General features: G+C 57.8%; 11 protein-coding genes. 8 read left to right on the top strand and 3 right to left on the bottom strand.

Going from position 1 to position 12,746, the window contains the following annotated elements:
• The first annotated feature begins 86 nt into the window (after nucleotides 1–86).
• The 8 genes from J1G34_RS14370 to J1G34_RS14335 all read left to right on the top strand — a co-directional run bounded on the left by J1G34_RS14370 (nucleotide 87) and on the right by J1G34_RS14335 (nucleotide 8,458).
• Complete coding sequence (locus J1G34_RS14370) at nucleotides 87–2,675, top strand: autotransporter family protein (RefSeq protein ID WP_065896192.1); 2,589 nt, start codon at nucleotides 87–89, stop codon at nucleotides 2,673–2,675.
• Nucleotides 2,676–3,134: 459 nt separating this feature from the next.
• Nucleotides 3,135–3,815, top strand: coding sequence for a CsgG/HfaB family protein (locus J1G34_RS14365; protein ID WP_065883139.1), 681 nt, complete (start codon nucleotides 3,135–3,137; stop codon nucleotides 3,813–3,815).
• Between the two features lie 29 nt (nucleotides 3,816–3,844).
• Nucleotides 3,845–4,207, top strand: coding sequence for a DUF4810 domain-containing protein (locus J1G34_RS14360; RefSeq protein ID WP_057010471.1), 363 nt, complete (start codon nucleotides 3,845–3,847; stop codon nucleotides 4,205–4,207).
• Nucleotides 4,204–4,854, top strand: coding sequence for a DUF799 domain-containing protein (locus J1G34_RS14355; protein ID WP_057725334.1), 651 nt, complete (start codon nucleotides 4,204–4,206; stop codon nucleotides 4,852–4,854). Before J1G34_RS14360 ends, J1G34_RS14355 begins: the two co-directional genes overlap by 4 nt.
• A 211-nt stretch (nucleotides 4,855–5,065) precedes the next feature.
• Nucleotides 5,066–6,703, top strand: coding sequence for a vWA domain-containing protein (locus J1G34_RS14350; protein WP_222994242.1), 1,638 nt, complete (start codon nucleotides 5,066–5,068; stop codon nucleotides 6,701–6,703).
• A gap of 139 nt (nucleotides 6,704–6,842) precedes the next feature.
• Nucleotides 6,843–7,415 (top strand): RNA polymerase sigma factor, encoded by a 573-nt coding sequence (locus J1G34_RS14345; protein ID WP_065893850.1) that lies wholly within the window; start codon nucleotides 6,843–6,845, stop codon nucleotides 7,413–7,415.
• Nucleotides 7,412–7,963 (top strand): hypothetical protein, encoded by a 552-nt coding sequence (locus J1G34_RS14340; RefSeq protein ID WP_222994241.1) that lies wholly within the window; start codon nucleotides 7,412–7,414, stop codon nucleotides 7,961–7,963. Before J1G34_RS14345 ends, J1G34_RS14340 begins: the two co-directional genes overlap by 4 nt.
• A gap of 156 nt (nucleotides 7,964–8,119) precedes the next feature.
• The gene (locus J1G34_RS14335) at nucleotides 8,120–8,458 is read left to right on the top strand and encodes a colicin E1 immunity protein (protein ID WP_222994240.1); all 339 of its coding nucleotides are present in this window, start codon (nucleotides 8,120–8,122) and stop codon (nucleotides 8,456–8,458) included.
• A gap of 18 nt (nucleotides 8,459–8,476) precedes the next feature.
• Here the strand turns inward: J1G34_RS14335 and J1G34_RS14330 are convergent, their stop codons facing one another.
• The 3 genes from J1G34_RS14330 to J1G34_RS14320 all read right to left on the bottom strand — a co-directional run bounded on the left by J1G34_RS14330 (nucleotide 8,477) and on the right by J1G34_RS14320 (nucleotide 12,689).
• Nucleotides 8,477–9,763, bottom strand: coding sequence for a colicin-like pore-forming protein (locus J1G34_RS14330; RefSeq protein WP_240997029.1), 1,287 nt, complete (start codon nucleotides 9,761–9,763; stop codon nucleotides 8,477–8,479).
• 374 nt (nucleotides 9,764–10,137) lie between these two features.
• Nucleotides 10,138–10,332 carry a KTSC domain-containing protein gene (locus J1G34_RS14325; protein ID WP_262411805.1) on the bottom strand — a complete coding sequence of 65 codons (195 nt, stop codon included), beginning with the start codon at nucleotides 10,330–10,332 and terminating at the stop codon, nucleotides 10,138–10,140.
• 1,349 nt (nucleotides 10,333–11,681) lie between these two features.
• On the bottom strand, nucleotides 11,682–12,689 hold the full coding sequence (locus J1G34_RS14320; RefSeq protein ID WP_222994238.1) for an AraC family transcriptional regulator: 1,008 nt from the start codon (nucleotides 12,687–12,689) through the stop codon (nucleotides 11,682–11,684).
• Between the last annotated feature and the right edge of the window lie 57 nt (nucleotides 12,690–12,746).

Below are 12,746 nucleotides of genomic sequence, written 5' to 3'. Positions count from 1 at the left end.
TCATTCGGATCGATTGATCCTTTCGTACAGCACACCTACTGCTGCCGGGCTATTGGCGGCTTTGACTGTAGTTCATGGAGTTTGAAATGAAGCGCAAGCAGTTCCAGAAAAGTCTGTTGGCAATCATGGTCGGCGCAATCAGCACGCAGGTGCTGGCAGTCGAGTTCGACCTGGGTCAGGGCAAGAATATTTGGGCCAATGAGACGTTCAACGAGCCGGTCACCATTAACGGCAAGTTTTCCCGGGTGGTCGATTCCAACACCACTGACCCCGCCGGTCTCGGCTTTGTGAACACCAACATTCAAGGCTCGCTGATCAACCGCGCAGACATCACGCTGGACTCACAGGGCAAAACCATTCGCGCGATCGCCATCGACCCGATGTTCTGGTCTGGCCCTTCCAATCTGACTCCCGGCACCATCACCGGGGATGTGGTTCAGGCGGGCAATATCCTGATGAACCATGGCGCCTACGAAGGGCTTGAAATCGGTGCCACCACCATTGGTGGCAGCGTTATCAACTCCGGCACCATCCGTTCCACACCACCAGTGAGCGCCGAGCCGTTTCCAGGCTATCTGGGCGGTGGCGAAGGCATTTACCTGCACGGCACCACCATTGCGGGCGACGTTTCCAACACCGGTGTGATCGACATGGCCGGTCCGGATGCGATTGGCTTGATCCTTGACGTCAGCGGCGACACGCCGACCACCATCGGCGGCAAGCTGTTGAATTCGGGTTCGATTATCGCCACCGGTGAAGGCGCCTGGGGCATGGAAGTGGAAACCGATACCAACCCCCTGCGTATTGAAAACAGCGGCCTGATTTCCGCCAATGGCAATGAGGCGAGGGGGCTGAGCTTTTTCTCCGGCACCGTCGATTACATTCTCAACACCGGCACCATTGAAGCCAAGGGCGCGTCGGCCAATGCCTTCGATCTTTCCGGCGCCAGCTTTGCGCAGAACAGCGCCACAGGCGCACGGGGTATCGTCAACCGTGGACTCATCGCGGCGGACGGCACGGCGATCCAGGTGGATGCGGCCAGGCAGGTCGAGACGTTTGAAATCAACCAGCAAGCCGGCGAAATCCGCAGCAACAGTGGCATCGCCGTCGACGCCAACAACCTCGCCAGCCTGAACTGGACCGGCGGCAAAATCACCGGCGACCTGCTCAACCTCAGCGCCGTCAACATCGGCGGTCAGGCGGGTTTCAGCGGTAGCCGTATCATCGCGCCGGTGTCGGTCAATTCAGGTTCGCTGAACCTCTCGGCGCCCGGCACTGCAATCACCGGCGACCTCAATGTGGCCAGCGGTGCAGGTATTGATATGCACCTAACCGACAGTGTGGTGCCGACCACGCCGTACCTCACCGTCAATGGCACGGCCAATCTGGCTCAAGCTTCCAAGCTGACGGTCAGCGCCAACCCGGGCGACTTCGCGGCGCCTAAAGCCGGCACGCAATACACCTTGCTGCAAGCCACCAACGTGCAGAACAACGGCGTAGCGGTCGCCAGCGCCTCGTCGTTGCTCGACGTGCTCAGCTACTCGGCCGACGCGCAGACGGTCAAGGCCGTGGTGGCGGTGAAAAGCGACCAGCAGGTACAACAGGAACTGGCGGGTGTCAGCGCGGGTGCGTCAGCCGCGACCGCCGTCAATGTGCTGAAAAACGATGTGCTCGGCGGGCTCAACCAGAACGATCCGGTGTTCCAGAGCCTGGCCAACGCCGGGACTGCGCAGCAACTGGCGCAGCTCGCCGATCAACTCACGCCGGACGTCAACCGTGGCGCCCTCGACGTGGCGCTGTCGGGGCAAACCGTGGTCAACGGCGCGATCTTCAATCGCCTCACCGACCAGCGTGAAAGTCACCAGGTCGGCGGTGTGTGGGTGCAGGGCCTGAGCAGCAACATGGACCAGGACGGCCGTGGCGGCAACAACGGTTACTCGGCCAACAGCAGCGGCATGGCAGTGGGCGTGGACGGTCGTGTGAACGACACCACCACTTTGGGCGTGGCCTACAGCTACCTCAATTCCAACATCCATTCGGACCTGGGCAACAAGACCGACGTCGAGGGCCACGCGCTGTCGCTGTACGGCAACTGGGCGCTGCAAAACTGGTTTGTGGATGGCAGCCTCAGCTACGGCCATAACGACAATGACAGCAAGCGCCACGTCGCGGGCACCACGGCCAAGGGCAGTTACGACAGCAATGTATTGTCGGCCAGCGTGATCGGCGGCTACAGCTTCAAGCCGTCCCAGGCGGTGGTGATCGAGCCGCGTGTGGCTGCGCGCTATGCCAACGTGCGCATGGATGGCTACACCGAGAAAGGTTCGTCGGCGGCCTTGAGCACGTCTTCGCAACGTTATGAAGTGGGCGAACTGGGTGCCGGTGTGCGGTTGGCGGGCAACTTGCCGATGGGCGCGGGCAGCCTGCAACCGGAAGCGACCTTGATGGCCTACCACGACCTGATGGGCGATCGCGTGGCGCAAACCTCCAGCTTCGTCGCCGGTGGTTCGGCGTTTACCGTGACCGGCGCATCGGTGGCGCGTGACAGCTACGAGGCCAGCGTGGGCGTGAACTACCAAGTGTCGGACTTCACCGTCGGCGCCAGCTACACCCGTCAGGCGCGCAGTGGTTTTGACGCCGACGGCGTAATGCTCAAGGCGCGTTACGCCTTCTAAGCCACACCGCAAAACAAAGTGTGGGAGGGGGCTTGCTCCCGATTGCGGAGGGTCAGTCAATGATGTGTTGGCTGGCTCGCCGCCATCGGGGGCAAGCCCCCTCCCACACTGATATCAGAGGCATCACGCTCTACGTAAGCAGGTTGAGACAGCGCAAGCTGCCCCGGCCCCGCTGCTCCGGATTCACGCAAACCAAATGTGGGAGGGGGCTTGCCCCCGATAGCGGTAGACCAGTCAGTGATGGGTCGACTGACCACATTGGATCTCCACATTCCAGAGGTTTGTGTTGGATTTCACTACTCGGGCCGAAACACCTTGAGAACCGCTCTTAACCCCGTAAAATGCCGCAGCCGTTGCATCACAGTCTTTCAGGGAAGAACTCAGGCCAGCATAGTGTCCAGGCTGCCTAACTCCTTGGAAAACCCAGCAACGCTGATTTCCTCACCCAAGGAGCACCCTGTGAAGACACTCTCCAAAATCCTGCTGTCGGGCCTTACCGCCGCAGCGCTGTTGACCGTGGCCGGTTGCGCCACCGAGAGCAACCGCGCGATGCCGGTGGAGCAAGTCGCCAGCGCCCACGTCGCCTATTCCGGCGTGCGTGTGCCGATTGCCGTGGGCAAGTTCGATAACCGCTCCAGCTACATGCGCGGCATCTTCTCCGATGGCGTTGACCGTCTCGGCGGCCAGGCCAAGACCATCCTGATCACCCACTTGCAGCAGACCAACCGCTTCAGCGTGCTGGACCGCGACAACATGGGCGAAACCTCCCAGGAAGCCAAGATCAAAGGCACCGTGCAGAAGCTCAAGGGCGCTGACTACGTGGTGACCGGCGATGTGACCGAGTTCGGCCGCAAGGAAACCGGCGACCGCCAGCTGTTCGGCATCCTCGGCCGTGGCAAGACCCAAGTGGCCTACGCCAAAGTCGCGTTGAACATCGTCAACATCAACACCTCCGAAGTGGTGTATTCCACCCAGGGCGCCGGTGAATACGCGCTGTCCAACCGTGAAGTGGTCGGTTTCGGCGGCACCGCCAGCTACGACTCCACCCTCAATGGCAAGGTGCTCGACCTGGCCATGCGCGAAGCGATCAACCGCCTGGTCGACGGCATCAACGCCGGCGCCTGGAACCCGCGTAACTGATCAGCCACACCACAAGGAGCAGTACACGGATGAGCAAGGCAGTGAAGTTGGCGCTGATGCTGACAGCAATCGCGACGGTAGCCGGGTGCCAGACGGCGCCCCAGCCCCTGTATCAATGGGAAAGCTACCAGCCGCAGGTTTACGAATACTTCAAGGGCGAGCCCAAGGAAGCGCAGGTGGAAGCACTGGAACGCGATCTGCAGAAGATCAACGCCAGTGGCCGCAAGGCGCCGCCGGGTTACCATGCGCACCTGGGCATGCTGTACATGAACATGGGCAAGGATGATCAGATGGTGCAGGAGTTTCGCACCGAGAAGGCCCTGTTCCCCGAGTCCGCTGCGTACATGGACTTTCTGCTGAAAAACGCCAAGACCGGAGTCGCCACCAAATGAGCCTGTTAAAACTCACCGGCGCCTTGCTGGCCCTGGCGTTGCTCGGCGGTTGCGCGGCGCCCAAGACGGTTGATTATTCGGCGTACAAACAGGCGCGGCCCAAGTCGATCCTGGTGCTGCCGCCGATCAATGAATCGCCGGAAGTGCAGGCGTCCTACAGCCTGGTGTCGCAAGTCACCTATCCGCTGGCCGAAGCCGGCTACTACGTGTTGCCGATTGCCCTGGTGGACGAAACCTTCCGCCAGAACGGCCTGACCACCGCCAACGACATCCAGGGTGTGCCGCCGACCAAGCTGCATGACATCTTTGGTGCGGACGCGGCGTTGTACATCACGGTCAGTGAATACGGCACCAAGTACATGTTGATCTCCAGCGACACCTCAGTGACGGCCTCGGCCAAGCTGGTGGACCTGCGCACCGGCACCACCCTATGGACCGGCGCAGCACGGGCGTCCAGCGAGGAAGGCAACAACAACGGTGGCGGCCTGGTGGGCATGCTGATCACGGCGGCGGTCAAGCAGGTGATCAACAGTTCCACCGATGCCGCGCACCCGATTGCCGGTATCACCAGTGCGCGCCTGCTGTCGGCGGGGCAACGCACCGGCATCCTGTACGGCCCGCGTAACCCGAAATACGGCACGGACTGACGTTCTTCAAACACGGAAGATCAACTGTGGGAGGGGGCTTGCCCCCGATGACGGTACATCAGTCACTACTGCAGTGGCTGACCCACCGCCATCGGGAGCAAGCCCCCTCCCACATTGTTTTTTGCTGTGAGGTCAATTGGGGTTTAACCCGAACCTTGCGCGCCCCACGTCTGACCTTGTGAACGGCTCATTCATTCACGAGGCCCAGCCCATGTCCCACGCTCTGTTCTCCCTGCGTCCTGCTGCCCAAGGCTTCACCGTTACCCTGCTGGTGGCGCTGGCCGGATGCGGGCTGTCGTCGTCCCCTGACCTGGCGAAACCGGCGGAACCCGTCGCAGCGCTTCAAAGCGCCCCGGCCCAGGACGCAGTGGTCAAACGCATGGTCATGCCGGCACCGATGATGATGCGGGAGATGGCGACCCGGGATGAGCGCAGCGAACCGCGCGAGCAATACGCCAACCTGCCCGACAACCCGGTGCATCGCGTCGCCGAAGCACCGGTCTCCACCTTCAGCGTGGATGTCGACACCGGCAGCTATGCCAACGTACGACGCTTCCTCAACCAGGGTCGTCTGCCGCCCGAAGGCGCGGTGCGATTGGAGGAAATGGTCAACTACTTCCCTTACGACTACGCGCTGCCTACCGACGGCTCACCCTTTGGCGTCACCACTGAAGTCGCCGCCACGCCGTGGAACCCACGCACGAAACTCTTGCGCATCGGCATCAAGGCCTCCGACAAAACCGTGGCAGAACTGGCCCCGGCCAACCTGGTATTCCTGGTGGATGTGTCCGGCTCCATGAACCGTCGCGAAGGCCTGCCGCTGGTCAAAAGCACGCTGAAATTATTGGTGGATCAACTGCGTGATCAGGACCGCGTATCACTGGTGGCATACGCCGGTGAATCGCGCGTGGTGCTCAAGCCCACCTCCGGGCGTGACAAAACCACGATCCGCAACGCCATCGACCAACTCACCGCCGGTGGCGCCACCGCTGGCGCGTCCGGCATCGAGCTGGCCTACCAGATGGCCCGCGAAGGCTTTATCGACCAGGGTATCAACCGCATCCTGCTGGCCACCGACGGTGACTTCAACGTGGGCATCAGCGACTTCGACAGCCTCAAGCACATGGCGGCGGACCAGCGCAAAAGCGGTGTATCCCTTACCACCCTTGGCTTTGGCGTGGACAACTACAACGAACACCTGATGGAACAACTGGCCGACGCCGGTGACGGCAACTACGCCTATATCGACAACCTGCGCGAAGCGCGCAAAGTGCTGGTAGAGCAGCTCAGTTCCACCCTGGCGGTGGTGGCGCGGGATGTGAAATTGCAGGTGGAATTCAACCCGGCACAGGTCAGCGAATACCGCCTGCTCGGCTATGAAAACCGCGCCCTCAAGCGTGAGGATTTCAACAACGACAAAGTCGATGCCGGCGAAATCGGCGCAGGGCACACGGTGACGGCGTTGTATGAAATCGTGCCGAAGGGCGAGAAGGGCTGGCTGGAGCCGTTGCGCTATGCCAGAGCGCCTGCGGCTGAAAACACCTCGGCCGAACTGGCGACGGTGCGCGTACGCTACAAACCGGCTGCGGGCGGTGATAGCCAGTTGATCGAACGGGCCGTCGACAAAACGACTACCAAGCCCAGCGACGACCTGCGTTTCAGCGCCGCCGTTGCCGCCTTCGCCCAACAGCTCAAGGGCGATGGCCGCTACACTGGCAACATGAGCTTGCAGGACACCGCCGCCCTGGCCCGCTCGGCCCGAGGCGACGACCCGTTCGGCCTGCGCAACGAATTCGTGCAACTGGTGGAACTGGCCCAAAGCCTACAACCCTTATCCCGAGCACAATGAAGATCAAATGTGGGAGGGGGCTTGCCCCCGATAGCGGCCTATCATTACCAAATGTGCTGACTGACCCACCGCCATCGGGAGCAAGCCCCCTCCCACACTTGAACCCGCTTCGGCTTATAAAAAGGAGTCTGCCCACTACATGGCCGTTCCAGACGATCCACCCAGCGACGAATCGCTGCTGGCCCGCTACCGCACCGGCGACGCTGCTGCGTTCGAAGCCTTGTACGCCCGGCATCGCCAGGGCCTGTACCGCTTCCTCGTATCTCTGTGCAACAAACCCGAACTGGCCGAAGAAATCTACCAGGACACCTGGCTCAGCCTGATCCGCAGCACCACCCAGCCACAAGGCCGGGCGAGCTTTCGCACCTGGTTGTTCCAGATCGCGCGCAACCGCCTGATCGACCACTGGCGCAAACACGGCCTGCACAACCCGCTGCACGACAGCTACGACGAGTTGCTGCACGCCCAGCCCGACGACAGCGCCGGCCCCGAACAGCAACTGAGCCTGAACCGCGACCAGGCGCGCCTCGACGCCGCCGTGCAAGCCTTGCCCGAAGACCAGCGCGAAGTCTTCCTGCTGCGCCTGCACGGCGACCTCGAAGTCCCGCAAATCGCCACCCTCACCGGTGCCCCGCTGGAAACCGTTAAAAGCCGCTTGCGCTATGCCCTGCAGAAATTGCGGCGCCTGCTGGCCGACGAGGTAACTGTATGACTGACGCCCGAGACCCGAACGATCCGCGCGACGAAGCGCTGATCCAGCACTATCGCCAGAACAGCGCCGGCGAACCGCCCGCATTCCTGGACACATTCATTCTCAACACCGCCCGCCGCGAAGCGCCTGCCCCCAAGCCCAGCCTGTGGCAACGCTGGCTGCGTCTGTGCCAGCAACCGCGTTGGCAGATGGCATTCGCCAGCGTGGCCGGTGTGGCGCTGCTGGCGGGCGTGATAACGCGCACCCCCGAGCTTGCCCCGGTACAAAACACCCGCCTCGCCGTCCCGGCCACGTTTTCCGCGCCTGCGCCCATGAGCGCGCCGCCGCGTGCCGAGTCGTTCAGCGCCGAAATGAACAGTGACGCCTTGCCCCAAGGCAAGCTGGCCAAGCGCGCAGTGCCTGAGCCGCTGGAGCAGGGCTTGCAGGAAGTGTTGCGCCTGCGCGCGGCAGGCGATGAGGGTGCCGCGACGGCGAAACTGGCCGAGTTGCAAAAACGTTTCCCTGCGCAAAATCTTGAGGAGCGGCTTAAGGCATTGCAGCCTCACTGACGCTGTGGCGATGGTATCGCGGGATACCATCGCCCCTGTTCACTCATCTTGCACTGAACCTATTACGCAATAGCCCAATGCCATGGATGCTATTTGCTATCATTTAATTGAGCAGGGCAGCCAGAAGTTTAAAGTGAATTTAAAGTACGAGTTGATATGAGTAAAAAATATCTTGTTGAAAATTTTATGATATCCATTTTCATATTTGTTCTCTTCTTTACCGACATTTTTGGAGCGGACACTTTTGTGGAGGATATTAGCTTCACTGTTATGATTTTAGGAGCAGGAAGTATTTTCTTGTTTCCGTTCTCTCGATTTATAATCGAGCAGACGGCGCTTCGATTCACGCGTCGTGAATTCTGGACGACCGGCTTACTGACGGAGTCGCCTGGGAAAAACGGGCTGTATGTGATTTTTTATATGGTGTGCATCGTTTTTGCCATTCCTGCCGTGCTTGGGTACCTATTCTATTCAGCACTAAAAAAAGTGGCCTAAAAAGGCCACTTCGTTTTTTTAGAAAGGAAGCACCGCGTCGAGTGCATCGTTGAATTGCTTAACACGTTTATCGTCAATAAATGCACTGACAAATGCCATGATCAGCGCAAACGCCACAATCCCCACGGGTGACGAAACAGTCACACCGAACGCAAAAGCAATCAGACCTGTTGCCGCAGCACCTGCAAACAGTGTTTCCACTTTCAGTGCAGTGTTATTCCAATCACCTGTTGCGTAGCTTTTACTTACTTCATTACGCAAGTCATAGGCATCAATGGCTTTGCCTACATAACCAAAGCCTTTGGCAAACCTGTTCAGGTTTTTTCCCAACTCCGCGCTATCAAGCGAATCCAGGGCATTGACGATGGCCGCGCGGTCAGCCGCACTGAACTTCTTATCCAGCGCACCCTTGTATTGCTCAAAGGCATTCAGTGCCTCTTGTGCGCTGCGAAGCTTTTTGCCCTTCGCACTGTCGGCCAATTCTGCTGAGAGCGTTGACATTTGCTGGCCAAATTTCTCTCCGATCTCCTTGTAAAAATCAGCAGTGAATTTAATGGCATCTTTGATTTCCGCATCGGCCTTTGCCTGCTCTTCGGCAAGACGCTCTGCTTCAGCTTTTGCTGCGGCCTCGGCAGCCAGGCGTTCTGCCTCTGCCTGCGCCGCAAGACGTGCATCTTCCTCCGCTTGAGCGGTAGCGATCAAACCCGTCAAAGCGTTAGATTTTTCAGTCAACAATCGAATCTTTTCAGACAGGTATCTGCTTTTGTAGGCCGCGCTATAGGAGTCGGCAAGCGCCTGATACGCGTGTTTGAAGCCCAACCGATCTTTATATTCAAGATTAACGAAATCTACCGCATTGTGCGGTATGTCTTTCAGTAGAGGATCCCTGCCGAAGTAAGCGTTGGCCGCCGCAAGACTGGCAGTAAGGTCAGCCTGTGAGGTGTTGATTAGGGCATCAACGACGGCTTTTTCTTTCCTGGATTTTTCCAGTGCCGAAAGAGCATCCGCCCCAACGGCTGCGGCAACCTCCGAGTCGATCTCGGCCAGCAGGTTAGGCAAGTTGGCAGCGTAAGAATCTGCAATCTGCTTCTGCGCCCTGACCGCCAGCGCCACCTTCGTCATCGTACTGTCAGGATGACTGAAGTTCATTTTTCGCATGAGCGCATCGATGTCTGAAAAATCAACGATTTTCCCATCCCACGGCAAGGGCTTGGCAATAAAACCTCCCCCTGGCAGCGGCCCAGGAGGAAGGGGCAGTGGCGGCTCAGGCGTTACGATAATTGGCGGTAGCGTGATGTCTGTCATGAATATCTCCTTGATATTTAGCTTCCTTGAGAATGCCCACCTTGCTGACGAGTGCAGGGGAGGGCAAACGGCGTGAGGCAGAAGCCAGCACATCGATACTGTACATAAACACAGTGTTGATGCCAAGAGGAAATATGCATTTGTGCATATTTCTGGAGGGGCTTCATCTGGCAAAACTAGAGAACAAAAAAGCCCCAGGTCTTTCGACCTGGGGCTTTTTCGTTCGTATGCCCCGGCGTCGTTTGAACTGGGCGGTAACATGCCCGGTTTATAAGGGTTCTTGTGGTGGTGTTTCGGTTAGGCATACACGAGGGCATACACGGCCCCCCGTGCTGGGTGTGCATCTGGCTTGAAATACGCCTGTATGCCCAGGTCTAGCACTGGTACCGATCCTTGATCATCCTATCGAAATAAGTACCTTTCGAGCCGGCCCCCATGAGGCCCTGATGAATGTTAGGTGGGACGCGGCAGTAGTCGTAAGTACGCCCTTGCTTAAACGTGATTTTCATCCTGCCTGTCGCGGGGTCATAGCCGATAGCTGTGATAGCCGTCGAGTTGACACGAACCATATCCATAGCGCTTTCCCTACCCCTGATTGATAACTTTCTCTGTTCTGATACTAGTCGGTGTTTCGTTCGGCGGTGCCATTGCGTCCGTGCAAAAGGAGGGCGAGGCTGAAAAGCTGCTGGGGACCCTGAGGTTTTTCTTCCAGCACGGGGCATGAAACCCGCGGGATCGAGTTAGTGGGAGGTGCCGGAAGTTACTGAAATTTCAATCGTTGAAATTGAAAGGATCTTGGAGAAAAAGGGCCATCGTTACAGCTTCGGTAAAGGTGGCTGTGTCTGTTGCTGATAGTGAACAGCCGCATGGCGTCAACCATGGTGACGGGTGTCAACCACGTCACCTGTCAACCAACTTAAAAAAACCATCCGCTAACACGAACGCGCGGGTTCTATGCCCCGTACTTAGAAGAACCCTCCAGGGTCCCCCTCATCGAACCAAAGCCAAGACCATGACCCACGTCGCTCGCTGGGGGTGCAATACGCTAGGGGCTGGGGGCTACCCTAATAAAACCGTGTTACCGGTGTTACGCGTGTTACATAAGTATATAACTATATGATTTTAATGAATTTATGTCTCGTTACACAGCTGTGGCTGGTTTGCTGATATGCGTGTTACATGGCGAAGAGGTGTTACATCAATTAATGCTTTGGCAGGAGCTGTTTGTGATGATTGCAGCGGGTGCCGTCGACCCAGGGGCTTCGTTTAGAAGGGTCACTACCGGCCAAAACGTGCCGGTGGTAACGGGCAGAAAACGGCCAAAAGCAGCCGATAGGATTAGACTACATCTAAGTCCTGTCAGAGATTATTTGTATGCTGATTGAGTGCCAAAGGTGCAGCCAAGGTTACGTTCGAGCAATGCGGGTGCGCTCCACAAATATTTTGCTGTGGGTGTGCGAAGAGTGTGAAGCAACGTGGACGAGCCAGGATGAGGTGAGTGCCAGTAATTTTGAAGACTACGGTACTTTAATGGCCGGCATTGGGCGCAGTTGTTTATGGTCAGAATTGGAGCCACAGTGAAAAATTCGTTACCGCTTACATTTCTGTCAAATGTCCGCTTTGGGTCGATAGCTGTCGGTGGCGACTGGCAGTCATCGGCCAAAAGCATCCGGTCAGTCTGGTCCTAGCTGAGGAAGCTGACGCTTGGATCTGTCTATACAGCCATGGGCAGTTCATTGTTTTGAGGGGGCCGAGCTTAAGTTTTGTGCAGCGGTGTGCCCAAAAGGTACTTTCAGCGGTTGGTATACCAATAGTTTATAAAACCAAAGTCTTCAACAAAATCGGTCAGAAGTGGGTATTCACTCTCGTGAAAGCGCTCTGGGGTTTTTACAGTTTCTCTGTCTAATAATTACCAAAGTTATTTTTTTTGCTGTGAAAACTGACTTGGCGATATGCCATGCCAGCGCTTGAATGCCTGGGAGAAACTTGACAGGTCGCTGAAACCTAAGCGTTCAGCGATCTCAGTCAGGTTGTGACCGTCCTTTAGCAGAATGATAGCGTTGCGACTGCGGACGTCGGCGAGCAGTTTTCGGAATGTTGTCCCTTCCTCTTTTAATCTGCGTTTGAGTGTGCGCGGGCTCACATGTAGTAGTTCGGAAATGCTGGATAGATCGGGCATGCCATTATCCGGGGTGTTCAGGTAGTGCTGCACCAATGCCGTCATCCCGGCGTGTGCGATGCGACGTTGCATCAGTTGCGTGCACATCTGTTCGCACATCGAAACAGTCACCGCGTTGGCTTGAGGTAAAGGGAGACTGAGAAAAGAGCGATTAAAGGCCAAGCTGTTGCTATTAGCCGCGTACGAAGGGGCACAGCCCAGCACTTTCACATTGTCAGGGATAGGCGGCGGCTGCTTGCTCAGGCAGAAGCGTGATAACGAGAAGTCATTGCCGCCCAGTTCCTTTAGCAACAGCGCAGCCGCTGACATGTCGCGGGTCAATAGAAATTCGCGTAGGTCCGGTGCTAATCCTAGAACGGCAAAGGTCAGCACTCCTTCATCGCCTTGTTCCTCATAGGCGACCACCGTGAACGCGTAGGTCAACGGCAAAAAGCGCAGCGCCAGGGCCAGCGCATCGCCGACGGTTGCACTGCTAATCAGACCGTAGCCGAATAGGCCGTAGGTCGAGAAGTGATAGCGCGTGCCGACTTCGAAACCTAGCCCCGCAGCATGGCCTGATAAACGCAACAGGTTTTCGGCAACGCACAGCTCCTGGTCGGCAGTTAACTCCAAATTCGGATCGGTCAATTGAGCCAACGTCAGTCCCGAGCCGAGCAAAATCTCTTCAGCCCGAAAACCTTTTTCATCGCCGAACTCAACCATCAGCAAGGTACTGGTCGGACCCCGAAGAAAACTCCTAAAGCTCATACCGATGTGCCTTCGATGAAAACATTGGCCCAAATAATAAAGTAGTTGTCCCGTTGC

The sequence above is a fragment of the Pseudomonas sp. Wu6 genome (genome assembly GCF_019891515.1).
Taxonomy (GTDB): domain Bacteria; phylum Pseudomonadota; class Gammaproteobacteria; order Pseudomonadales; family Pseudomonadaceae; genus Aquipseudomonas; species Aquipseudomonas orientalis_A.
Note: the sequence above shows the minus strand (reverse complement) of the source record. Positions and strands in the feature narration are given on the sequence as shown.